Raw genomic sequence first — 23,174 nt, 5'->3', positions numbered from 1 at the left:
ACAATTGTTAATAGAAAGAATCTAGGTCGTGAGCATCCAGCTTTTTTACAATTGTTTACACAAACATTAATAATTATGACCAAGCATCAGTTCTTAAAGAGTTTTTATTCTCAGGTTATCAATCCCTTAATAAAAGCGTTCTAATCTCAAGAGAGAACGTTTTGTTTCCTTGAGATTAGAGGACTAAAAAATTAATGATTGCTTCACCTTCTAACCCCAAAAATGTTCTAGCGGCAACTCTGCTAACAGTGGGAATTTCCCTAATAAACGTACCGACGGTTTTAGCGCAAGCTCATACTAATACAGGCGGACCGCAGGTGACAGGATTAAATGGTTATAAATATACGCCCCTATTTACAGTGGGTGAAACCATTAACAATTACACTCCCATCGGTATTCTGGATGGAATTGGCGTTATCAATCTAGGAAATGGGACGATTCGTGCCTTGGTCAACCACGAAGTTAGAAATAACCAAGGAGCCTCTTATACCCTGAATCCGGGTACTGCTAACCAGCTTTCCGTGAGAGGAGCAAGAATCAGTTACTTTGACATCGACACCAGTAGTCGTCAAATTATCGGTTCTGGATTAGCCTTCGATAAAATCTACGATCGCTCTTATAATCTAATCACCAGTACCAGTCAATTTGAACTCGCTCCCACCATTGGAGGTTTAGATCGTTTTTGTTCTGGTGCCGCTTTCGGTCGTTATTCCTTCGGTCAAGGGATCGGTTTTGAAGATAATATCTACTTTGCTGGAGAAGAAACCAGCAATGGGACTCAATGGGTTCTCGATCCTACCAATTTCGGTCTCTGGGCTGCCCCAGAAATGGGTCGCGGTGGTTGGGAAAATTGGACAGAAATTGATACAGGTAGAAGTGATCGCATTGCGATGATCGGGGGTGATGATACCGAGTCCGCACCTCTCTATCTCTACATTGGGGAGAAAAACGGGGTCGGAGATGGTAGTTTTCTAGATCGCAATGGTCTCAAACAGGGCAAACTGTATGTTTGGGTAGGCGATAAAGGTGTCGATCCCCAAAACTTTGCTGGTACTGGTAACACCAGTGCCGGACGTTGGGTAGAAGTGGTGAACGAGGGAAATGGGGTTGGTTTTCTCAATGGTTTTGCCACCGATAGCAATCTTCGGGCCCAAGCGGACGCTTTAGGAGCTTTTTCCTTCTCCCGTCCGGAAGATGTCTCGATTAATCCCAGTGATGGTTCCCAAATTGTTCTTGCTTCCACCGGACGCAGTTCTTTATTCAATGGGGCCGATAGCTGGGGAACCGTTTATATCTTCGATAATAATCTGGTTTTCGATCAAAACGGCAATCTCGACACCGCTGCTTCTAGCGTCAGCGCTCGCATTCTCTACGATGGTAATGATGCAGGTGGCGGTCAATTTAGCGGTCCCGATTTTGGGGTGAGAAGTCCTGATAACCTCGATTGGTCCGATGACGGTACTATCTATATCCAAGAAGACCGTTCTTTCTCTGGTTTCGGTCAAACCTCTGGAGAAGAAGCCTCGATTTGGCGACTTGATGCCACCACTGGACGAGCGACACGAGTAGGTCAGGTCGATCGTAGCTCTAGTTTACCAGGTGGTCAAACCGACAGCAGCCCCAATGATTTAGGTAACTGGGAAACTTCGGGGATTTTGGATATTACTGAATTCTTTCCTGGCGCTCGACCGGGAGAAAAAATTCTAATTCTCGACGTGCAGGCCCACAGTGTGCGAAATGGCAGCATCGGCGGTCCTAATAATCTTGTCGAAGGTGGTCAATTAGGTTTATTAACTGTCCAAACCCCGGAACCGACTCTCTTCTTTGGTTTAGGTTTCTTTGGTTTATCTGCCTTGGCATTAAAACGGAAACAAAGCTAAAACGATAATTTCTTGTAGTTTAGGGGACTGAAAATAATCCAGCCCCTATTTTTTGTCATTTTTGGCTCTCTTGGATATTGGGTTAAAAAGGTCTAATACTAAATCCGTTGAGTATAGGCTACATATCAGGAGAGGCAATAGGCAATAGGCAAAAGGAGCAATAGATAATCAGTTTTTAATAACCAGATTTAGTATAATATAGGTTCATAATAACCTTATTTTTTCAAAAAGCTGTACTTTTCAACGAAATTATTATCATTCTGATAGCTTTTTAAGCATCAGAGTTAACAGCAGGAGTTTTAATATTTTTACATAAATATATTTGAAATAAATGCACCAATTCAGCAACAATATTTTTTAATCTCAACTATTTTCTAATAACAGGGATTTTTCTTGTCTGTATTTCTGCATACTTAGTAATCAGAAAATTTTCCAGAATCATGTCCAGTTTAATGATAAAATTAGCCCTTGATGGTGTTCATATCAACAATATTTGAGCATTCTAAGCTGTACTGGATTTAAACTGAGCATTCGATCTGTTAGTACAAATGCCAAAACTCCCTCTCCCTGCTCCCGTACAGTCTTAACGAGTAATTTAGATAGTCAACAGCTTAGTACCTCCAGAAGCTATAATAATATTTAAAGCTTACTAAAGATTAACCAATTCTCGAGGAACTACAACCGCAGACAAATCGATCGCCAAGTATGGAACTTTTTAACCAAACCACAATTCTATGTCAAAAAAATCATTTTTACCCGGTTGTTTAGTCGTCCTAGGATTAACAGCAGTAACCGCAGGAGGTGTCTATCTTTATCTACGAGGACAACTTCCTTGGCAAAGATTCACCCCCTTAGAATCGGCAAAAGTTATCCCAGAAACTGCCTTTGCTAGTAGTTTTGTCTCCACGGATGCAAAAGCTTGGTCAGTGTTAGCTAAATATGGTACACCAGAATCGCGAACTGCGGTTAGTCAAGGACTAGAAGAATTACAAAAAAATATCTTCACCGATAAGATTGATTATCAACGGGATATCGAACCTTGGATCGGTAGTATTAGCTTTGCTTTCCTTCCCGCAGCTACCCCCGGACAATCGGAATTATTAACGGTTATCGGCATCAAAGATAAAATTAAAGCGTCGGAATTCCAGAAAAAACTAGGACAACAAGTTAATCGCAAAACTAGCACCAGTGACTACAAAGGTGTTAAAATTACTGCTATAGATTGGCAGGATAACACCACTATTTATACTGCTGTTACTGGCGATTTTTTGTTGATATCCTACGATAAAAAGGTGTTAGAAGCGGCGATCGATACCTATCAAGGACAGCCATCTTTTAGCAGTAAACCGGAAGTGAGAAAACTGCTTTCCCAATCCCTCAACCTACCCAATACCCTAGCAACAATTTATATTGATGATTATGCCAAAATCTTGGGACCAGATGCTAATTTATCCCCCCAAAGTCGGCAAGAATTAGCAAAAATTCAAGATATTGTCGCAGGAGTGGGTGTCACCGATACGGGATTACAATTACAAATGGTGGCTAAACTTGCTCCTGAAACTATTTCTAACCTACCTTCCCCTAGCAGAAATCAAGTTTTAAATTATTTACCCGGAGATACCATCGCACTCTGGAGTGGGAATAATCTTAAACAGGGATGGGAAGAAGCAGAAAAACAGTCCCAAACTAACCCAGAATTACAAGTTTTTCTGCGTCAGATCCGTGAGAATTTTCAGATGGCAACCCTTGACGCGGATAAAGAAGTTTTTAACTGGATGGATCGAGAATTTGCCTTCGGAATTATCCCCAACCAGCAAGCAGTGGGAGGGTTAGGTTTTGGGGGAATGATGATCTGGCAAACCGGCGATCATAAAGCGGCAAAAACTACCCTCGATAAGTTAAATGAATTGGTGAAAACTGTTCCCTTTATCACCATAAAAAACAGTCAAATTTCTGGCCAAGATGTGACTGAATGGAAAGCGGAAGAACAAGCTATTTTAACCTATGCTTGGCCTAATAATGATACCCTAAAAATGACCGTCGGAATTCCCTATCAACCGCAACCGAATCAACCGATTAGCAAAAGTGAGAATTTTCAAGCATCGATCGCAAATTTGCCTAAAAATAATCTCGGTTATTTTTTCATCGATGTGGAGCAAATTATCGCTAAAGCAGGGGGAATTAATAATCTTCCTGCCGGGGAATTAACCCCAGAAGCAAAGGCCTTTTTAGAATCGGTACGCGGGATCGGAATTACTGCCACTATGCCTGATAAAACCACCAGTAAAATTGATGTTTTATTTTCCCTGAAGCAAACTCCCTAAAAAGTAACCGACTAGATAAAGCGATCCACAGAGAATTATCTGACTATCGGCAGATTCTTGGATTGCTTTTTTTAGTCCTAAAAATACATCGGAACAAGTCTCTAGGTGAGATAATTCTGGACAAATTGAAGCCGCTAATTCCGCTAAGGTTTCAGGATTGGCACTGCTATGATCTGGGACAGGAACTAAATATAAACTATCGCCTTTTCTTAATAAAGCTTGGAATATTTCTCGATGATCTTTAGTCGATAAAATACCCATCACCCAGATAATTTTTGGAGCCTTTAAACTATCTACATACTGCCTTAAACCAATAGCAGCAGCGGGATTATGAGCGCCATCTATTAAAATTTCTCGCTGACACCAACTAACGGTTTGTAAACGTCCTAACCAGCGAGTTTTTGCCATTCCTTCTTGCACGACTTCATCGCTAATTTGCCAACCTTGGTGACGTAAAATATTAACAACAGCGATCGCTATAGCTGAATTAGTTAATTGAAAATCTCCCGCTAAGGATAAAGGATATTCTAACCCTTGATATTTAGCACGATTATCGGCAATTTTTTCGGCAGCTTCTACCCATACCGTCGGACAATTTAACAGCTTGATTCTCTCCCTAACTACCCCCTGCGCTGATTCCGGTAATTGTCCGATAACTGCGGGACAATTCGCTTTTAATATCCCCGCTTTCTCCCCGGCAATATCGGCAACCGTCGGCCCTAAATTTTGCCAATGTTCCCGACTGATAGAAGTGATGACAGTAACCAAAGGTTGAGCGCAAACATTAGTCGCATCTAATCTTCCTCCTAAACCCACTTCCATCACGGCAATATCCACCTTTTCCCGGGTAAAATACAGCCAAGCAGCGGCAGTAATTACCTCAAATTGAGTAGGACTTTCCTGCTGGGGATCGATAAGCGATTGTATATCTTTAAGCAGGTTTTCTAAAGTTGCGGTTTCAATATTTTCGCCATTAATAGAGATTCTTTCTGTCCAATCAATTAAATGGGGAGAAATATAACGTCCGACTTTGTAACCGGCAGTGCTGAGAATGGAGGATAGATAGGCACAAACCGAACCTTTGCCATTAGTTCCCGTGACATGAATAATCGGAATTTTATCTTGGGGATTGCCTAAAATCTCCAGCAGATTTTTTATTCTTTCTAAACCGAGATTGACACCAAAACGCTGAAAAGGTTGCAGTAAAGAATCGATAGTCATGGTTGGCAAACTATAAATAGGGTTTGCGGCAAAAAGTTTTTCGGTGGGGGTAGGGTGTGGGGTGTGGGGTGTGGGGTTTTACCGATTTTCATCTGCTCAATTACCTAATTTTCAGGGAAAAAGTCCAGGGATTTTCCCCCTGATCACTCCCAGACGAGGCACTTTTGGATTTCAAAAAGGTCTAAAAGTTTTATCCAACAAGGTTTTTAGATTTATTCAGCAGACCCTAAATAAAGGAATCCGGCTAGGATCGATACTCCTACCGGCACTGATGACCCTTTCTCTGGGGGGGTAATGTCTAAAGTTTGACTAAAATGCTCGGTTCTTTTTGGATCGGTAAAACATCAAGAGAGTCAATATTAGCGCAGTATTTTAAATCTTCTTGACAGTGGAGACGCAAGAGGCGCTGACCGTGACTACAACTGTGGAACATTCCTAAAAGATCATTTTGCCATTGACGATAAAGAGCGATCGAGGCGATCACCTCATCATTACCGATCGCCATTTGCCCCGATTGTTCTTGTAGCGCATCGGCGATCGCTCCAGCACAGGCCGTATCTTCCAGAGAATAACCCCCTTCCCAACCAGAGCCAACAATCCAGACGGTATCGGGCTGCTTATCCAATAAGTAATTAACCGCAGCTTGCCGATTGATCATGGCCGCAGTGATCACGATTGGGGATTCTTCCACCCTTTGCAGAGCGCGAGTGCCGTTAGTGGTGCTGATAAACAGACGACGACCTTTCATTAAATCAGGGGTACAATCGAGGGGAGAATTGCCCAGATCGCAGCCTTCCACTTTCGCTCCGCCTCTTTCTCCTGCCCGGAGACGTTTTTCTGGTTGCCAGGTATCGCTCACCTGCATCAGGGTTTTCAGATCGCTGAAGGTTTGCACTGCTTCTGCACCGGCATTGAGGGCAGTGGCGATCGTGGTTGTCGCTCTTAAAACATCGATAACGACGGCGCAATCGGGTAGAGTATGGACGGGGGTAAGTTCGGGAGTATGATAAATGAAAACCTGCACGATTTATACCAAGTAAAAAGTAAAAGGGGAAATAAGCTCAACATACCGCCGCTCGGCGTTGCGCGGGCAGAAGAAAGACAAGACCGATTTTATCACGATGGATGTCAGCTAGTTAAGCTGTTCTTAATTGCGCTTTGATAATGTACCTTTTGGGCGAACGCAGTTCGCCCCTACATTGTGGACAAAATCCGTTACTGTAGGGGCGCAAAGCTTGCGCCCTCCGATCGATTGGGATATTATTCTCACGCAAGTCCCTTATCACTTGAAATACCCACGCGGATCACAAAATTGGCCAATTGTCAATAGGGTTTGAGATGCTCTCACCCTGTCGCTCGTCATGACTAAATGTTATAATTAATAATTATTATGCCTGCTAACTTCAAGATTCATGTCTGCTAAAGATCGTTTTCATGGTGCAGTGAGAAAAGGATTAGAAAAAGAGGGTTGGATCATTACGGATGACCCTTTAAGGATTGAAGTGGGTGATGTAGAAATGTATGTCGATTTAGGAGCAGAGCAACTGATAGCCGCAGAAAAAGATAATGAAAAGATAGCCGTTGAAATTAAAAGTTTTATCGGTAAATCCAGCATTTCAGAATTTCATACTGCCATTGGACAATTCTTTAATTATCGTGTTGCTTTAGAAGAAAAAGAACCTAAAAGACAGTTATATTTAGCTGTTCCCTTAGATATTTATTATAGTTTTTTTGAATTGCGATTTATTCAAACTGTCGTTAAACGATTTCAAATTTACCTGATTATTTATGATCCGATTGGGGAGGTAATTGTCGAATGGAAAAATTAGAACAATATCGTCACTATGTCAAGCAAGTCATTACTGAATATTCTCAGATAGGTTCATCTAAAGATCCGATTGAACAACAATTGATTTTTGATACTGTTGGCGATCACTATCAATTGATGTATGTTGGCTGGAAAAATAGACGAAGATATCATGGTTGTGTTTTGCATCTCGATATTAAAAAGGGTAAAATCTGGATACAACATGATGGCACTGAGGTGGGAATTGCCAATGAATTAGTTAATTTAGGCGTTCCTAAAGAAGATATTGTTTTAGCCTTTCATGAACCCCTAGTCAGAGAATATACAGGGTTTGCGGTGGGTTAATCAAAGAGGGCGAATGCAATTCGCCCCTACAATAATATTATTGCGCCAATGGTAGGGGCGCACCGCGTGCGCCCAAAATGTCCTATAGATATTTCGACAAAATTGAGATGCACCCAAATTATCCCTATTCTTCTTCCTTCCACACAAAAACCAGAAGAGCCAATTCGCCTAACCTAATCATAAGGTTAAGCGACAAACAGGATCAGTAAGAGACTTCGATTTTTTTACCTTGCTGATCTCTGTATTTTTTTGTTAACAAAACTTAACAATTATCGGCAAAATTTTGCTTGCTTTTGTCGGGAGATTTTGGGATAATATTTTTAAAAGATTTTATTCATAATGGAAATCTTTGCGTCTAAAAAAAATTTGCACAGATTCCCATTATATAAAAAGCATAGCGCAAGCCGCCGGCAAAGTCAAGTCCTTTCCCATTAATTATGGGTTGGCTGAAAAAGTAAGGGCGATCGCCGGTTAAGATACAAGGTTTTTGAGCCACCAGCTTGAAAATCTTGCAGCTGCTTGGCCAAACAGGCCGCCAAACCCCTTATCTCGTCTATATTTCACATTTATTCAGCCAACCCTACCTAAATCTCTGCTGAAGGTGGAGATCAAAGGCTGTTTTAAACTAATACTTTACTGCGATCGTTAGAATTATCCCCAAAAATTGCCCCTCGTCGAATCAAATCCTGTTTTTGTTCGGGGGTGATCCCCGTTGCATCGATGAAGATAGCGTTTTCAACTTTCGCCCCACTCAGGTCAGCCTTACTCAGGTTAGCCCCTCTCAGGTCAGCCTCTCTCAGGTCAGCCCCACTCAGGTTAGCCCCACTCAGGATAGCCTCTTTCAGGTTAGCCCCACTCAGGTCAGCCTCAATCAGGATAGCCCCTCTCAGTTTAGCCCCACTCAGGTTAGCCCCACTCAGATCAGCCCCTCTCAGGATAGCCCCACTCAGGTAAGCCCCTCTCAGGTTAGCCTCACTCAGGTCAGCCCTACTCAGGTTAGCCCTACTCAGGTTAGCCCAACTCAGGTCAGCCTCACTCAGGTAAGCCTCACTCAGGTTAGCCCAACTCAGGTCAGCCCCTCTCAGGTTAGCCCCTCTCAGGATAGCCCCAATCAGATCAGCCCCAATCAGGTAAGCCCCTCTCAGGTTAGCCCCTCTCAGGATAGCCCCAATCAGGATAGCCCCAATCAGGATAGCCCCACTTAAATCAACTTGTTGTAGAGTTTTCTTATCGATTGTTCCCTCTCGAATTGCCTTAATTAATTCGGCTTTTTCAATAACTTTTGCATCTGTAGTTAACTCTGCTTTTTTGACGATAATTTCGGGTATATCGTCTGATTTAAGTTCATTGAGAAGGGCTTGCAATTCCCCCGATTGATGTAAATCTGCTAGGCGCTGTAGTCCATCTTCTGAACCTTCTAAAAATAGCCGAATACTGCCTTTAAGTTTCATAATAGGCTTGATCGTGTTGTTTCTGGCGATTTTTTGAATAAGGTTGTTAATCTTATCAATTTTCTCTGGTGTCAGGTCGTCTATCCCTACCTCAATAACTAATTCAAGAACTTTATTTGATTGCTGAGTTTGAGGTTTATTATTATGATCAAATGTCTGAGAATTATCTCTATACCTTGCCAAAGCAGTAATCAGATTACTCTTTCCAATCTTTTCACCTGTTTGCTCTGACAAGATTTTAAATAAATCATAAGCCGCATTCTTGATTGACTGTTCTTCTTGCCTAATTTCTTCCGCTAGATCACGATATGTTTTATCTTCAAAAACACCTTTTAATATTTTTGTCTCCACGTCCGTTAATCCCTTGTTTGTATGCTTTTTTTTCAGATCATTAACCAGCATTTCTAATTCAGTCCATGAAAGGGTTTTAATTTCAGTCATTTTTAGTTCATTCATCATCATTTTTTAAGGGTTGCAGGACTTAAGATTACTTTTCAGTACCTTGTCAGGTTACTTGAGAGTACCTAAAAAAAGTACCATTTTCATGACTTTTGAGTAACGACAAATAATCAGATTTTTTTTAATCTAAAGATAGTTCACCTCCTAAGTAAAAGGATTGATGATTATGTATAAATATTGGTTAAAGTACAGAGAAGACCTTGTTAGTCTTGCCAAAATTATCAGCACCATATTTGCGATCGCATCATTTTTAGGCTTCTCTTTTCCAGAGAAATTTCCACCTACTCCCTGCCAACCGACGGCAATTGTTGAAACCACGGAAGTTAGCACTAACAATTAGTCAAAGCGCCAAATTCGCCTAACCTAATCATAGCTTAGGCGACAAACAAGATCAGTAAGAGACTTCGATTTTTTTACCTTGCTGATCTCTGTATTTCTTTGTTAACAAAACTTAACAATTATCGGCAAAATTTCGCTTGCTTTTGTCGGCAGATTTTGGGATAATATTTTTAAAGGATTTTATTCATAATGGAAATCTTTGTGTCTAAAAAAATTTGCACAGATTCCCATTATAAGAAAAGCATAGCGCAAATCGCCGGCAAAGTCAAGTCCTTTCCCATTACTTATGGGTGGGAATTTCCCGGAATCAAAAAAGGGGGTTAGTGGGGAGTCAGACCAAATATAGGTTACACTTCAACTTTAAATGAGAAACGCTGTCATTCTTTATAGGGAATATGACTAGACAAACCGCTAATCTCGGACAAACAGGAATTTCCGTCAGTGCCTTGGGAATCGGGACTTGGGCATGGGGAGATAAACTATTCTGGAACTATGGCAAGGAATACGGAGCTAGTCAGGTAGAGGAGGCCTTTAAAGCGGCAGTAGAGGCAGGAATCACCTTTTTTGACACTGCCGAAGTCTATGGACTGGGGGAATCGGAACGACTCTTAGGAAAATTTACGCAAGAGACTGATATTCCCATCGATATTGCCAGCAAATTTGCCCCCGTACCGTGGCGATTGGGGGCGAATGCGGTTCATAATGCCATTACCGAGAGCTTAAACCGTCTAAAAACCGATAAAATGGCCCTTTACCAAGTACATTGGCCCTTCACCTTCCTAATTAGCCAAGAAACCCTAATGAATGCCCTAGGGGAAGAAGTAAAACGCGGCCGCATTGGTTCAGTGGGTGTAAGTAATTATTCCGCCGAGCAAATGCGTCAAGCAAGCCAGATTTTGGCGAAAAAAGAGGTTCCCTTAGCGGTCAATCAGGTGCAGTATTCGCTTTTGTATCGCAAAATAGAAACTAAGGGAATTTTAGCCACGGCCAAGGAATTAGGTGTCACCATCCTCGCCTACAGCCCCCTCGCTCAAGGACTACTGACGGGTAAATATAGCCCAGAAAGCCAGAATTTGCCCGATGGAGCCAGAAAAGTTGACTCGCGGTTCAAAAAAGAAGGTTTGGAGAAAATAGCCCCAATTTTAAGGGTAATGCAAGAATTGGGCGTAAAATACCAAAAAACCCCCGCACAAGTCGCCCTCAATTGGTTAATCGCCCAAGGGGATGTAATTCCCATCCCGGGGGCAAAAACTGCGGCCCAAGCGAGGGAAAATGCCGGGGCCTTAGGATGGAGTTTAGAAGCGCAAGAGGTGACGCAATTAGAACAGATGAGCCGGCCTTGGCTGTAAAAATCAAAACTTTTGATTTTTGATCACCATTCTGGAAAAAGTCTCTAACTTTTTGGTGATCAAGATTAAAACAGGCTACAATCTTTGCATACTGCTGTACTACTTAAGAAAACTGGGGAGAAAATTAATGGCGACAATGACAAGTAATCCCGATCGAGATAAGGCCTTAGGTTTAGTCTTAAATCAAATCGAGCGCAACTTTGGCAAAGGTTCGATTATGCGTTTAGGAGATGCCACCCGGATGCGGGTGGAAACCGTACCTAGTGGTGCTTTAACCCTAGATATGGCGTTGGGTGGCGGTTTACCGAAGGGCCGTATCGTCGAAATTTACGGGCCGGAAAGTTCTGGAAAAACCACCTTAGCCCTCCATGCGATCGCAGAAGTGCAGAAAGCTGGGGGAGTGGCGGCCTTTGTCGATGCGGAACACGCTTTAGATCCCACCTATTCGGAAGATTTAGGGGTAGATATCAATAATTTACTGGTGGCACAACCGGACACGGGGGAGGCAGCCTTAGAAATAGTTGACCAGTTAGTGCGTTCTTCGGCCGTGGATATCGTTGTCATCGACTCGGTGGCCGCTTTAGTGCCGCGGGCGGAAATTGAGGGGGAAATGGGGGATAATCAGGTGGGTTTGCAGGCCCGTTTGATGAGTAAAGCCCTGCGAAAAATTGCTGGTAATATTGGTAAATCGGGTTGTGTGGTGATTTTCCTCAACCAACTGCGGCAAAAAATCGGTGTCACCTACGGCAATCCTGAAGTGACCACCGGAGGAACGGCCTTAAAATTCTATGCCTCGGTGCGTTTAGATATCCGTCGCATTCAAACTTTGAAAAAAGGCACGGAAGGGGAATACGGAATTCGGGCTAAAGTTAAGGTGGCTAAAAATAAAGTTGCGCCTCCTTTCCGGATTGCTGAATTTGATATTATCTTCGGTAAAGGCATTTCCCAGGTGGGTTGTATGCTCGATATCGCCGAACAAACTAACGTAGTTACTCGTAAAGGGGCATGGTATAGCTATAATGGCGAAAATATTGCCCAGGGTCGCGATAATGCCGTTAAATATCTCGAAGAAAGGCCAGAAGTAGCGGCAGAAATTGAGAAGTTATTGCGGGATAAATTAGACATGGGTTCGGTTCCTTTACCCACGGAACCGGCCGATGAGGACGAGGAGGACGATCTGGAACCAGAAATCTAAAAGAAGACGGTTTTAAGTCTTGGTTATCCCCCTATTTTGGGGGATTTTTTAGCTTCAGAATCGATAGATTTAGCGGCTTCTAACCATGATTGTAAACCTTTTTTAGTCGGTGTTCCTTTAGGGGTAAAAGTCCATAGATCTCGTTTATGTTGGGGGCCGTAGCTGATATGAATTGGGCGATTAATTCCGTAAAAATAGAGAGAATCAAAGGGTAATTTTTGGGTTAAAATCCAATCTATTAGGCGATCGCTAGTTAAATCGATAATCCGAAAATCACAGGCTGCCCCCAATCGCTGACAATAATATTGACCTTTTTGATTAATTTCGTGGGCGCAATGTTGATCACGACTGGGATCGATTCTACCGTTTTTTAAGCCAGTGATTGGGTCTTTTTTTTGGAGAAATTTTCTCAGATCATTGGAACAAAATCCGTAGGTTAATTGAAATTTTTCTCGACCAAAGTTATCAATAATTGGATCGATAATAAAGTGAGCGAGATTTTGCCAAGCGGTTATCGTTTCAGGATTTTTTGGGTAGGGATCGATTTGTGCTGCGTACTTTTGATAGGTTTGGGAACAGGTAGATAATTCCTCTAGGGTTAAATATTTACCAATTAACATAATCATTTATCAGTTTTTTAGCTAGATCCTATCACCCGATTTAGCTATTTTACCAAAGCTGCTTTTTTGCGACCATAATAAACAGCGATAAAAGCGCTGACATACATCCATAAACTATAGACAATTGCGGGAATGGCTAGATCGGGATTCTTTAATAAACCGGCAGTGATAGCAATAGCTAAAGTGCCGCTTTGAATACCCACTTCAATTGCAATACAAATTCTTTGGGGAATAGTTAATTGAAATAAAAGACCACTGAAAAAGCCAATTAGGGAAGCAATCGTGTTTAAAATAATCACTGCCAGGCCAGTTTGAGCGATAAATAAAGGTAAACGTTGCCATTCTCTCAGGATTAATAAGCAGATAATAACTGCTAGAAAAATTACGGCTAAACGATTAGTTATCGGTTCCAGACTTTTGGCCAGTAAAGGGAAGTAATGGCGGATAGTCATACCGATAATCATGGGTAAAACTATAATCAAAAATATCTGCGCCATAGTGGAACCAATGGGTAGGGAGATGGCGGCACTTTCACCCATAAAATGCTGGAGAATGAAACTAGCTAAAAAAGGTATTGTGAAAATGGTGATGATGCTGCTAAAAGCGGTTAAAGTAACAGAAAGGGCTACATCTCCCTTAGCTAAATAGGTTAAAACATTGGAGGAAGGACCGCCTGGACAAATGGCGACAATCATTAAACCGACGGCAATTTCTGGCTGGAGAGGCAAGAGAGAAGCAATAATAAAGCCGATGATCGGTAGAATAATAATTTGATTGACTAAACCGATCAGGACTGCTTTGGGATAACGGGTGATACGCTGAAAATCGGCGAGAATTAATCCCAATCCCATGCCTAACATTAAAACGCCTAGGCCAACGGGTAAGAGGATATTAGTAAAAAAGTCGGCTTGCATGGGATAAAAGCGGAGAAGATGAGCTTATTTTCCCATAAATTGACTGGTTTATTCGTGTCCCTAGTTACCGATTTTGCTGACTAAAAACCCCCGGTGTGCAGGGGAGATTAAATTGCAGGAGAAATCCAACCTTGGCGATTTTAGTCCAGTTTCCCTTGCCGATCCGGGATGATATTCTAGTCATACTTCAGTTGCTTGGTGGCAACCATGGGATCACAGCTAGGGAACTGCTGATGCGACTGCCACTTTTGACATCAGCAATGCCTAGGGAATTTTGCCGCAGGACTTCCATCAAGAATAACGAGGGAAAATTTTCCTTCTAAATCCCACAATCCTTGAATTCCCTACCGTTGATAAATTGCTAGGGTGACCAAGGTGGTAGATTTTTGGTGAACGATAGGTGAGTTTTTGCAGAGTTTTCCCTTCTCGATCGAGGGGCAGTTTTCTGTCATCTAAGTTGTGTGTAAACATAGCAACCCTCCAGATCTCTACAGTTCTATTGTACCTTTATTTCTGGTTCGAGTGCTGGGGACTGTAATAATGTGTATTGTTCGTCAGAGAAGACTCAACCTTTGTTTGTTTTAAACAGGGTTTGCTGAAAAACTTTTTCAGCAGACCCTATTTAGTCATCGATTAGCTCTTTGTCCATTAGCAGATCGCATTGTTGTCCTCGAAAACGGTAAAATTAGCGAAGTAGGAACCCCTGCAGAACTGATGAGCAAACGAGGACAATATCACCTTATGTTTACCCGTCAAGCTAATAGTTATCAATAACCTGAGTTCCCGATTTTGCCGACTAAAAAACCCCCAGTGTTCAACCGAGGTTAAATTGTAGGAGAAATCCAATCATGAGGATTAAACCTCTTGCATAATTAATTTTTGATGGTTCAAAAACGGCAAAAATAAGGATTAAATTGCATAAAATTTGTAAATAGACCATTTAATTGATTATTATTCATTCTTAATTCTCCTGACTACTGACTCCTAACCCTAACAACAATTTTTGATTTTTACAAGAGGTCTATTTTAGTCCAGTTTCCCTCTCTCGCTCTGGAGTGAGAGAATAGTCATAATTAGTTTTTTTGTCCCGATCGAGAGTATTTTCTGAGATAGATCATTGCCGATCTGGGGATAAAAAACCGTAATTTTGCCCGATATAACCTTTTATTTGCCCCTATGACTGTCAAAATCGCTCTTAACCCCAATCAGATTCAAAATCTCGATCTCTCATCCTTAGAGACTATTATTCAAGATTATCGGTCCCGATCAGCGATCGCCGAACTAGAACAAGCTCTACAATTAGAGATAGATTATCCTCGCGCAGAGGGTGATATGCGGGAATTATCGGAGATACCGGAAGTTAGGCTGTGGTTTCTGCGTTTAGATGCGGTTTATCCCTGGTTAATCTTTATTCTTGACCCAAAACAGGGAGAAATCGCCCGTTATGCTGCTATGTTGGTCCCCCATCAATTCCATCGCGGGGAAGGAATTCAATATAATCCCGAAGCTTTGGAGATTTTTGTGATGCAAAAACTCTTTATTTTGTCTGATTGGCTGAAAAGTCAGCAAATTCCTGCTTTATCTCGCTTAAAATTTTTCGCTCAACAGTTTGGTTACGATATCGACGAGGAATTTCTCTCTAGTCTCTAAAGGCTTCCTGCGCTGACTAGATAGGGTATGTTTAATATATGGCAAGTTACTGTCTCGCCCAATTTAGCGCCACTAATACCCCTATCAGAGAATCATGGATACAAAATCCTTTAAACGCACCCTACAGCAATCGGATAACTATAACCGCAAGGGATTCGGTCATAAAGAGGAAGTAATGGATGCGATGACCAATGAGTATCAAAGCGACCTGATCCAAAAAATTCGTGAAAATAATTATCGTTTAGAACGGGGTGACGTGACTATCTATCTCGCTCAAGCTTTTGGTTTTTGTTGGGGGGTAGAACGCGCTGTTGCTATGGCCTACGAAACTCGTCAACATTTTCCCCAGGAACGTATCTGGATTACTAACGAAATTATTCACAATCCCTCGGTTAATCAGCGTCTGCGCTCCATGGCCGTGGGTTTTATTCCGGTGGAAAATGGCCAAAAAGACTTTAGCGTGGTGGAATCGGGGGATGTGGTGATTTTACCCGCTTTTGGGGCCAGTGTCTCGGAAATGCAAATACTTAACGATAAGGATTGCATGATTGTGGACACCACTTGTCCCTGGGTTTCTAAGGTGTGGAATTCCGTGGAAAAGCACAAAAAAAGCGACCACACTTCGATTATTCACGGCAAATATAATCACGAAGAAACGATCGCCACTAGCTCTTTTGCTGGCACTTATCTGATCGTTTTAAATTTGGCTCAAGCTAATTATGTCGCTAATTATATTCTCCACGGTGGCGATAAAAACGAGTTTTTAGAGAAGTTTAAAAATGCTCATTCCCAGGGTTTCGATCCCGATCGCGATCTAGATTATATCGGTATTGCCAATCAAACCACGATGCTGAAAAGTGAAACGGAGGAAATTGGCAAACTCTTCGAGCATACTATGTTGAGAAAGTACGGACCGCTCGATTTTAAAGATCATTTCATGAGTTTTAATACCATCTGTGATGCCACTCAAGAGCGTCAAGATGCCATGTTTGAACTGGTGAAAGAACCGCTTTCTTTAATGGTGGTAATTGGCGGTTATAATTCCTCTAATACCACTCACCTACAGGAAATAGCGATCGAGCGTGCCATTCCCTCCTATCATATCGATAGTGCCGAGCGCATTCTCCCCGGTAATCGCATCGAACATAAACCTTTAGGGGACGATTTAATTATCACCGATAACTGGTTAAATGAGGGAAAAATTGTCGTCGGAGTGACTTCTGGTGCTTCCACTCCTGATAAGGTGGTAGAAGAGGTAATCGAGAAAATTTTTGCGTTCAAATCTTCTTTAGTCTCTCCGTAATTAGCCTAGGTGTGTTAGCCTTTGGCAATGGCTGCATCTCAATTTTGGAGAAATATCTATGGCTCACCATCAGTTATTTTTATCCGTGGGATTGCTGACAAACTGACGTTTGGGTTTACCATTATCAGTAGAACCGTTCGGCTCTTCTCGTTTCTGTCTGGAAGGAAGAGCAGATATTTTCCTAAAAACGGCGGGTTTTATCGATTCCGTAGATAATTCCCGTCACCACGGAAGAGAGAATTAATAACAAAATTAATCCTCCGGGTAAAAAAGATAATATTCCCATGCCGCGCAATATATAAACTAACACGGTGACTAATAGGAAACCGAAAAAAAGAGACTTTAAATAACTAGAGCGCATTTACTTAGATTAACAGTTCCTATTGAGTTAAGTTTAACTTTTCGGTAATCATTGCCAGAATTTTTTCTTCCCTTTTTCCCTTACTGATAGATTCCAGTAAACGGCGATTGAGAATAATTTTTTCCCCGTTGGATAAGGTTAAAATAATCCGTCGGTAATTAGACCCTAAAAAGCCTTTGTACTCTTCTACTTTTGCCTCAACAATTCTCTCTAGAAGATAATCACTTTTACTTCTAAAAGTTAAATGTTGTCGCCTACGGGTTAGGGTAGCGGTACCCTGATTAAAGACATAACTCTCCCGATAGCTGGCATCATAAAGTAACAATAGACCAGACAATAAGCATAACATACCCCAAAGATAATAGGGATAATTATGGTGGTGTTCTAGCAGTGATGAAAAGGTATCTAGGGGACTTTTGGCAATAATTTCCTGAGCTTGATATCTATTCACAAAACTCTCAAATCGGGTTTTAAAATCACTAGCTGACTGCACATCTCGAAAATTCTCGATGTAGAGATGGTTATTTCTCCCGACCAATAAAACCGTGTTATTAACAGTTTTTTCCTGCTCAACACTGATAAAAACTTCTTGATAGACAGCCGTAGCTTTAATGTGAGTCAAAGAAAAATTTTCCCGACTAGAAACAGGAAAATTATACTCTTGGACATATTGACAATCTATTCTTTTTGTGCTTAACCTAATGCAGTCGAGATAAGCGCGCTGGAAAGAAACCAAATATGCTAAAAAGAGCAAGGGAACCCCAGCCAGAAAAAAACCCAGAAAAGGACGATATTTAGGAGCCTTATTCTCTAACAAGAGTGTAGTCAGCGTTTTTTGCTTAACTCGCATAGGAAATCCTACAGGTACTTTGTTCTAATTGTACTACAGCTTTTTTCAGCATCCTTCTCAGGATCGATTTATTTAATCTGCTGACCGGGAAAATTGTAATGATTATTCACGAAAATCTGACATCAGTCTCTAGACTGGCTCTATCTTGACCTTTTTTGTTCTGGTTTGGCACGGTAAAACCCTGTTTATCGAGTTTTTGTAAAGCTTTTGCGGTTTTTTGTTTATTGTTTGTATTTAAAGTAAATGTATAAACAAAGCTGTTTTTATAAGTTTTTATCAATTTCATAAACTCTATAAGCTCTAAAAAATTATTTATCTAATTTTTACGCTTTAAATCTCACTCTAGCTATAGCAGATAAAAATTGAGCCTCTTTCCAAGGAGTGGGTAGATGGTTAATAATGGCGATCAAAGCACTGATAAACAAACTCACCATTCAAGCGCAAATTTAGGAGAACTTCCATGCCTTTAACACTCGCAGTCTACGGAAAAGGTGGCATCGGTAAATCGACAACAAGCTGTAATATTTCGGCCGCTTTAGCCAAAAGAGGCAAAAAAGTCCTACAAATAGGCTGTGACCCCAAGCATGATAGCACCTTCACCCTGACAGGCTTTCTGATTCCCACAATCATCGATACCCTACAAGAAAAAGATTTTCACTACGAAGACATCTGGCCCGAAGACGTTATCTATGACGGTTACGGTGGAGTCAAATGCGTGGAAGCGGGTGGCCCTCCGGCCGGTGCCGGTTGTGGCGGTTACGTCGTCGGGGAAACGGTGAAATTATTAAAAGAATTGAACGCTTTTGATGAATTTGACGTGATTTTGTTCGATGTTTTGGGGGATGTGGTCTGTGGAGGATTTGCCGCTCCCTTAAATTACGCCGATTACTGCATAATTGTCACAGATAACGGCTTTGATGCTCTTTTTGCCGCCAATCGCATCGCCGCTTCCGTCCGCGAAAAAGCGCGCACCCATCCCCTGCGACTAGCCGGATTAATTGGCAATCGCACCTCAAAACGGGATTTAATTAATAAATATGTGGACCATGTTCCCATGCCAGTGTTAGAAGTTTTACCCTTAATTGAAGATATTCGCGTCTCCAGAGTTAAAGGTCAAACTCTCTTTGAAATGGCCGACAAGGATCCGATGTTAAGTTATGTTTGTGACTATTATCTCAACATTGCCGATCAGATTTTAGCCAAACCAGAAGGAGTTATTCCCAAAGAATCTGCCGACCGGGAGTTATTCACTTTATTATCGGATTTCTATCTTAATGCCGATAAACCCAAAGTTAACGCCGAGGAAGAATTAGACCTGATGATGGTTTAGATTATTTTGTAGGGTGGGTTAGGGACAGCGTAACCCACCAAAACCCACCAATAACCACCAATAAACTCTTTTTCTGGGTGGGTTACGGCGAAGAATTAACTTATTAGTTAATAGCCTAACTTATGGGACAAAATGAGCAACTTTGAGGAATTAAAAGCCACCTTACCGAGGCGATGGTTAGATTACTACCAAAATAATCAAGCTTGGATTAAGTCTTTAATGGATTCTAGAGGCTGGTGGCGAAAAACTCCCGACGGTGGTAAACGTCCCAGTGCTGACATAATTATAGCGGCAGCAACAGCTTTAGAACCTAAGTTATCAGTGTGGATGTATCCCTTTTGTCAACTTAGTTCCGATGGGGACAAACTGGTAGAAGTCTTAGGACTAAATTTTGATTCTGAAAAAAAGGAGTTGGAAAAATCGGAAAACGAATTACTGATTTCTAATTCGCACACTGAATATCTCAACGGATTCCGAGAAAAACAATTATCAGTCGAAAAAAACAAAGTAATTATTTTTGAGGAATTGCTAAAAATCTTACCAGATAAATGGTTAGATTACTACCAAAACAATCAACCGTGGATTAAGTCTTTAATGGATTCTAAAGATTCGTGGCGAAAAACTCCCGACGGTGGTAAACGTCCTAGTGCTGACATAATTATAGGTGCGATTACCGTTTTAGAATCTCAATTATCAGTGTGGATGTATCCCTTTTGTCAGCTTAGTTCCGATGGAAACAAACTTCTAGAAGTTTTAGGATTAAATTTTGATCCTGAGAAAAAACGACTAGAAAAGAAAGAAAGAGAATTAAGTAATTCTTTATATCCTACTGAGGATCCTGTACTGCAAAAAATCCGCCAAGAGTTACAACAAGAAAACCTAAATAAACCAAGTTAAAGGAGAACCTAAAAACATGACCGCCACTCAAGAACCGAGCGCTTTACAATTTGATTGTGAAACCGGCAACTATCACACCTTTTGTCCGATTAGCTGTGTTGCTTGGTTATACCAAAAAATCGAAGATAGTTTCTTCCTTGTTATCGGCACAAAAACCTGTGGTTACTTCCTGCAAAATGCCATGGGTGTCATGATTTTTGCCGAACCGCGTTATGCTATGGCAGAATTAGAAGAAGGGGATATTTCCGCTCAACTAAAAGACTACGAAGAATTAAAACGCCTCTGCTTACAAATTAAACGAGATAGAAACCCTAGTGTTATCGTTTTTATCGGTACTTGTACCACCGAAATCATCAAAATGGACTTGGAAGGATTAGCACCGAAACTAGAGTCAGAAATCGGTATTCCTATCGTGACAGCGCGCGCTAATGGTTTAGATTATGCCTTTACCCAAGGGGAAGATACCGTCCTCGCTTCCATGGTGCATAAATGTCCCGAAAAAGTTAAGCACGAAGATGAAAAAGAAGAACGGAATGCCATCCAGAAACTCCTAACTTTTGGACGTAAAAAAGAAGAAATTAAACAGGAAGAATCGGAATATAAAGACCATCCTCCTTTAGTTTTATTTGGTTCCGTTCCCGACCCAATTGTGACCAATTTAACCCTAGAATTGAAAAAACAAGGAGTTAAAATTGATGGTTGGTTGCCGGCCAAACGGTTTACTGAATTACCAGTAATTGAAGAAGGTTATTATGTCGCTGGTGTCAATCCTTTTCTATCACGAACTGCCACCACTTTAATGCGTCGTCGTAAGTGTAAATTAATTGGCGCACCCTTTCCCATCGGTCCGGATGGAACCCGCGCTTGGATAGAAAAAATCTGTTCTGTTTTGGGAGTACAACCGCAGGGATTAGAAGAAAGAGAGGCAAAAATTTGGGAAAGTTTAGAGGATTATCTGCAACTTGTGCGCGGTAAATCGGTCTTCTTTATGGGGGATAATTTACTAGAAATTTCTCTGGCACGTTTCCTAATTCGTTGCGGGATGACTTGTGATGAAATCGGTATTCCCTACATGGATAAACGCTACCAAGCAGCCGAATTAGCATTACTAGAAAAAACCTGTAATGATATGGGTGTTCCCATCCCGAAAATCATCGAAAAACCTGATAACTACAATCAGATTCAGCGCATTTACGAGTTAAAACCTGATTTAGTGATTACAGGAATGGCCCATGCAAATCCCTTAGAAGCGCGGGGAATTAACACTAAATGGTCGGTAGAATTTACTTTTGCTCAAATCCATGGTTTTACCAATGCGCGAGATATTTTAGAATTAGCTACTCGTCCCCTGCGTCGCAACAATAACCTCAAGGAATTGGGTTGGGATAAGTTAGTTAAAGAGTCAGCAAAAGTGTAAATTTGTTTTCAAAAGGCTACAATCATCAGGTAAGGAAAATTAATTCCTTACCTTTTTTCTGTGATTGTTTGCCGATTCTGAGGACAATTCTTGTTCAAATGCTCAACAAGTGCATAAAATAAAAGTATCGTCTCCTTTATTCCTTAGAGACTGTTAGGGTTAATATGCAATGCTCATCGGATTTAGTGTCGGCAATTATCGCTCTTTTAAAGATGTAGTAACTCTCAGTATGGTAGCTGCAGAGGAGGCCTGTGGTAATGATGAGCTTGATAAAAATAATGTTTTTAAGGTTAATCAACAAATTAGTTTACTGAAAAGTGCCGCTATTTATGGAGCAAATGCCAGTGGTAAGAGTAATTTAATTCTGGCATTCAATTTTATGCGACGGTTTGTCATGAATTCTGCAAAATTACAAATCACTGACAAAATAGATGTGGAACCCTTTAGATTAAGTACCGAAACTGTTGATAAACCATCCTTTTTTGAAATAGTTTTTCAGCTAAAAAATAAAACTTATAGATATGGATTTGAAGTAACTCAAAAGCGAGTAGTTTCCGAATGGTTATTTTGTACACCCAGAAGTCGTGAAACTAAAATTTTTAATCGGCAAGGCGATAAAATAGAATATAGCAAAAATATTGAACAAGGTAATATACTAAGAGGATTGACAAAAAAAAATACTCTGTTTTTATCACTAGCGGCTCAATTTAATAATTCTCTAGCGGTGGAAATTGTCTCTTGGTTTAGTCACTTAGGTGTTGTGTCTGGGTTAAATGTGGAATTATTAAAAGAGATTACGCTTGAGTATCTTTCTGATAGACAAGATTTGATTTATGATGTGACTAAGTTAATTAAAAAATTAGATTTAAGTATTGACAATCTCAACCTAGAAACAGAAACGAGAAAAATTTCCTTAGATAGTTTCCCGCAAGATTTACAGGATGTTGTCAGAAATATCATCAGTGACTCTAGCGGTGAAATAAAGTCCGCTACCATAAAAACCTATCATCCAAAGTATGACTCAACAGGTAAAATGATTGAGTTAGAAATTTTTGATATGGACAATCATGAATCTGATGGAACTAAAAAGATTTTTGCTCTGTCAGCACCGATTTTAGACACTTTGCAAAGAGGGGAAGTTTTAGTAATTGATGAATTGGATGCCAGACTTCATCCTCTAATGACTAGAAATATAATCGAATTATTTAATTCTCAGAAAACTAATCCCAAAAATGCTCAACTTATTTTTACTACTCACGATATTAATTTACTTAGTCATAAATTTTTAAGGAGGGATCAAATTTGGTTTACCGAAAAAAATCATCAAGGAGCAACAGATTTATATTCTTTGGTGGAATTTGCTGATATTAATAATAATAATACCTTGGAAAAAGATTATATTCAAGGTCGTTATGGAGCAATACCTTTTATTGGTGATTTAAGTACAATTATTGGTAATTAG

Annotated in this window: 20 protein-coding genes; 13 read left to right on the top strand and 7 right to left on the bottom strand. The window is 40.8% G+C overall.

Features of this window, described 5'->3' with window-relative positions; genetic code table 11:
- The first annotated feature begins 194 nt into the window (after positions 1-194).
- Entirely contained in the window at positions 195-1,880 is a 1,686-nt protein-coding gene (locus LW728_RS02725; RefSeq protein ID WP_287666558.1) for an alkaline phosphatase PhoX, read from the top strand.
- Between the two features lie 734 nt (positions 1,881-2,614).
- Positions 2,615-4,204, top strand: coding sequence for a DUF3352 domain-containing protein (locus tag LW728_RS02720; protein ID WP_287765069.1), 1,590 nt, complete (start codon positions 2,615-2,617; stop codon positions 4,202-4,204).
- Here the strand turns inward: LW728_RS02720 and LW728_RS02715 are convergent.
- Both LW728_RS02715 and LW728_RS02710 read right to left on the bottom strand, forming a co-directional pair.
- On the bottom strand, positions 4,178-5,425 hold the full coding sequence (locus LW728_RS02715; protein WP_287765067.1) for a bifunctional folylpolyglutamate synthase/dihydrofolate synthase: 1,248 nt from the start codon (positions 5,423-5,425) through the stop codon (positions 4,178-4,180). The genes LW728_RS02720 and LW728_RS02715 overlap by 27 nt on opposite strands.
- 298 nt (positions 5,426-5,723) lie before the next feature.
- Complete coding sequence (locus tag LW728_RS02710; protein ID WP_002751646.1) at positions 5,724-6,449, bottom strand: 2-phosphosulfolactate phosphatase family protein; 726 nt, start codon at positions 6,447-6,449, stop codon at positions 5,724-5,726.
- Between the two features lie 388 nt (positions 6,450-6,837).
- On the opposite strand from LW728_RS02710, the gene LW728_RS02705 reads away from it, so the two are divergent.
- The gene (locus LW728_RS02705) at positions 6,838-7,254 is read left to right on the top strand and encodes a XisH family protein (RefSeq protein WP_002751648.1); all 417 of its coding nucleotides are present in this window, start codon (positions 6,838-6,840) and stop codon (positions 7,252-7,254) included.
- A complete protein-coding gene (locus LW728_RS02700) occupies positions 7,242-7,577 on the top strand; it encodes a XisI protein (RefSeq protein WP_002748301.1) in 336 nt (111 codons plus the stop codon). The genes LW728_RS02705 and LW728_RS02700 overlap by 13 nt, the downstream gene beginning before the upstream one ends.
- A gap of 620 nt (positions 7,578-8,197) precedes the next feature.
- On the opposite strand, the gene LW728_RS02695 is transcribed toward LW728_RS02700, so the two are convergent.
- Entirely contained in the window at positions 8,198-9,490 is a 1,293-nt protein-coding gene (locus tag LW728_RS02695; RefSeq protein WP_287765063.1) for a pentapeptide repeat-containing protein, read from the bottom strand.
- 163 nt (positions 9,491-9,653) lie between these two features.
- Here LW728_RS02695 and LW728_RS02690 point away from each other — a divergent pair, with 163 nt between their 5' ends.
- The 3 genes from LW728_RS02690 (at position 9,654) to recA (ending at position 12,370) form a co-directional block, all read left to right on the top strand.
- Positions 9,654-9,827 carry a hypothetical protein gene (locus tag LW728_RS02690; protein WP_184891232.1) on the top strand — a complete coding sequence of 58 codons (174 nt, stop codon included), beginning with the start codon at positions 9,654-9,656 and terminating at the stop codon, positions 9,825-9,827.
- Between the two features lie 394 nt (positions 9,828-10,221).
- Positions 10,222-11,175: an aldo/keto reductase gene (locus LW728_RS02685; RefSeq protein ID WP_287765060.1), complete on the top strand. Its 954-nt coding sequence runs from the start codon at positions 10,222-10,224 to the stop codon at positions 11,173-11,175.
- Positions 11,176-11,302: 127 nt separating this feature from the next.
- On the top strand, positions 11,303-12,370 hold the full coding sequence (gene recA / locus LW728_RS02680; RefSeq protein ID WP_002800964.1) for a recombinase RecA: 1,068 nt from the start codon (positions 11,303-11,305) through the stop codon (positions 12,368-12,370).
- Between the two features lie 23 nt (positions 12,371-12,393).
- Here the strand turns inward: recA and LW728_RS02675 are convergent, their stop codons facing one another.
- A complete protein-coding gene (locus tag LW728_RS02675; protein ID WP_287765057.1) occupies positions 12,394-12,990 on the bottom strand; it encodes a hypothetical protein in 597 nt (198 codons plus the stop codon).
- A 44-nt stretch (positions 12,991-13,034) separates the two neighbouring features.
- The gene (locus tag LW728_RS02670) at positions 13,035-13,904 is read right to left on the bottom strand and encodes a bile acid:sodium symporter family protein (protein ID WP_287765055.1); all 870 of its coding nucleotides are present in this window, start codon (positions 13,902-13,904) and stop codon (positions 13,035-13,037) included.
- A gap of 1,176 nt (positions 13,905-15,080) precedes the next feature.
- On the opposite strand from LW728_RS02670, the gene LW728_RS02665 reads away from it, so the two are divergent.
- Both LW728_RS02665 and LW728_RS02660 read left to right on the top strand, forming a co-directional pair.
- Positions 15,081-15,554, top strand: a complete 474-nt coding sequence (locus LW728_RS02665; protein WP_287657353.1) for a CRR6 family NdhI maturation factor — start codon at positions 15,081-15,083, stop codon at positions 15,552-15,554.
- A gap of 94 nt (positions 15,555-15,648) precedes the next feature.
- Positions 15,649-16,857, top strand: a complete 1,209-nt coding sequence (locus LW728_RS02660) for a 4-hydroxy-3-methylbut-2-enyl diphosphate reductase (RefSeq protein WP_287765052.1) — start codon at positions 15,649-15,651, stop codon at positions 16,855-16,857.
- 181 nt (positions 16,858-17,038) lie between these two features.
- On the opposite strand, the gene LW728_RS02655 is transcribed toward LW728_RS02660, so the two are convergent.
- Positions 17,039-17,218, bottom strand: coding sequence for a hypothetical protein (locus LW728_RS02655; protein ID WP_002800951.1), 180 nt, complete (start codon positions 17,216-17,218; stop codon positions 17,039-17,041).
- Between the two features lie 19 nt (positions 17,219-17,237).
- Entirely contained in the window at positions 17,238-18,068 is an 831-nt protein-coding gene (locus LW728_RS02650) for a hypothetical protein (RefSeq protein ID WP_002800950.1), read from the bottom strand.
- Between the two features lie 460 nt (positions 18,069-18,528).
- Here LW728_RS02650 and bchL point away from each other — a divergent pair, with 460 nt between their 5' ends.
- The 4 genes from bchL (at position 18,529) to LW728_RS02630 (ending at position 23,174) form a co-directional block, all read left to right on the top strand.
- Complete coding sequence (bchL, locus tag LW728_RS02645; RefSeq protein WP_002759152.1) at positions 18,529-19,398, top strand: ferredoxin:protochlorophyllide reductase (ATP-dependent) iron-sulfur ATP-binding protein; 870 nt, start codon at positions 18,529-18,531, stop codon at positions 19,396-19,398.
- Positions 19,399-19,530: 132 nt separating this feature from the next.
- Positions 19,531-20,295, top strand: coding sequence for a DUF5331 domain-containing protein (locus LW728_RS02640; RefSeq protein ID WP_287765049.1), 765 nt, complete (start codon positions 19,531-19,533; stop codon positions 20,293-20,295).
- A gap of 16 nt (positions 20,296-20,311) precedes the next feature.
- On the top strand, positions 20,312-21,712 hold the full coding sequence (locus tag LW728_RS02635) for a ferredoxin:protochlorophyllide reductase (ATP-dependent) subunit N (RefSeq protein WP_002740797.1): 1,401 nt from the start codon (positions 20,312-20,314) through the stop codon (positions 21,710-21,712).
- 169 nt (positions 21,713-21,881) lie between these two features.
- Positions 21,882-23,174 carry an AAA family ATPase gene (locus LW728_RS02630; protein WP_287765046.1) on the top strand — a complete coding sequence of 431 codons (1,293 nt, stop codon included), beginning with the start codon at positions 21,882-21,884 and terminating at the stop codon, positions 23,172-23,174.

The organism is Microcystis sp. 49638_E5 (assembly GCF_021300285.1).
Classification (GTDB): domain Bacteria; phylum Cyanobacteriota; class Cyanobacteriia; order Cyanobacteriales; family Microcystaceae; genus Microcystis; species Microcystis aeruginosa_C.
The sequence above is the reverse complement of the archived record's forward strand: the minus strand, read 5'-3'. Positions and strand labels throughout refer to the sequence as shown.

Excerpts from the sequence above, each read along its gene's own strand:
- bchL (WP_002759152.1), top strand. The coding sequence starts at position 18,529 with ATGCCTTTAACACTCGCAGTCTACGGAAAAGGTGGCATCGGTAAATCG.
- LW728_RS02640 (WP_287765049.1), top strand. The coding sequence starts at position 19,531 with ATGAGCAACTTTGAGGAATTAAAAGCCACCTTACCGAGGCGATGGTTA.
- LW728_RS02725 (WP_287666558.1), top strand. The coding sequence starts at position 195 with ATGATTGCTTCACCTTCTAACCCCAAAAATGTTCTAGCGGCAACTCTG.
- LW728_RS02675 (WP_287765057.1), bottom strand. The coding sequence starts at position 12,990 with ATGTTAATTGGTAAATATTTAACCCTAGAGGAATTATCTACCTGTTCC.
- LW728_RS02665 (WP_287657353.1), top strand. The coding sequence starts at position 15,081 with ATGACTGTCAAAATCGCTCTTAACCCCAATCAGATTCAAAATCTCGAT.
- LW728_RS02685 (WP_287765060.1), top strand. The coding sequence starts at position 10,222 with ATGACTAGACAAACCGCTAATCTCGGACAAACAGGAATTTCCGTCAGT.
- LW728_RS02720 (WP_287765069.1), top strand. The coding sequence starts at position 2,615 with ATGTCAAAAAAATCATTTTTACCCGGTTGTTTAGTCGTCCTAGGATTA.
- LW728_RS02670 (WP_287765055.1), bottom strand. The coding sequence starts at position 13,904 with ATGCAAGCCGACTTTTTTACTAATATCCTCTTACCCGTTGGCCTAGGC.
- LW728_RS02650 (WP_002800950.1), bottom strand. The coding sequence starts at position 18,068 with ATGCGAGTTAAGCAAAAAACGCTGACTACACTCTTGTTAGAGAATAAG.
- LW728_RS02660 (WP_287765052.1), top strand. The coding sequence starts at position 15,649 with ATGGATACAAAATCCTTTAAACGCACCCTACAGCAATCGGATAACTAT.
- recA (WP_002800964.1), top strand. The coding sequence starts at position 11,303 with ATGGCGACAATGACAAGTAATCCCGATCGAGATAAGGCCTTAGGTTTA.
- LW728_RS02700 (WP_002748301.1), top strand. The coding sequence starts at position 7,242 with ATGGAAAAATTAGAACAATATCGTCACTATGTCAAGCAAGTCATTACT.
- LW728_RS02690 (WP_184891232.1), top strand. The coding sequence starts at position 9,654 with ATGTATAAATATTGGTTAAAGTACAGAGAAGACCTTGTTAGTCTTGCC.
- LW728_RS02635 (WP_002740797.1), top strand. The coding sequence starts at position 20,312 with ATGACCGCCACTCAAGAACCGAGCGCTTTACAATTTGATTGTGAAACC.
- LW728_RS02705 (WP_002751648.1), top strand. The coding sequence starts at position 6,838 with ATGTCTGCTAAAGATCGTTTTCATGGTGCAGTGAGAAAAGGATTAGAA.
- LW728_RS02715 (WP_287765067.1), bottom strand. The coding sequence starts at position 5,425 with ATGACTATCGATTCTTTACTGCAACCTTTTCAGCGTTTTGGTGTCAAT.
- LW728_RS02655 (WP_002800951.1), bottom strand. The coding sequence starts at position 17,218 with ATGCGCTCTAGTTATTTAAAGTCTCTTTTTTTCGGTTTCCTATTAGTC.
- LW728_RS02630 (WP_287765046.1), top strand. The coding sequence starts at position 21,882 with ATGCTCATCGGATTTAGTGTCGGCAATTATCGCTCTTTTAAAGATGTA.
- LW728_RS02695 (WP_287765063.1), bottom strand. The coding sequence starts at position 9,490 with ATGATGATGAATGAACTAAAAATGACTGAAATTAAAACCCTTTCATGG.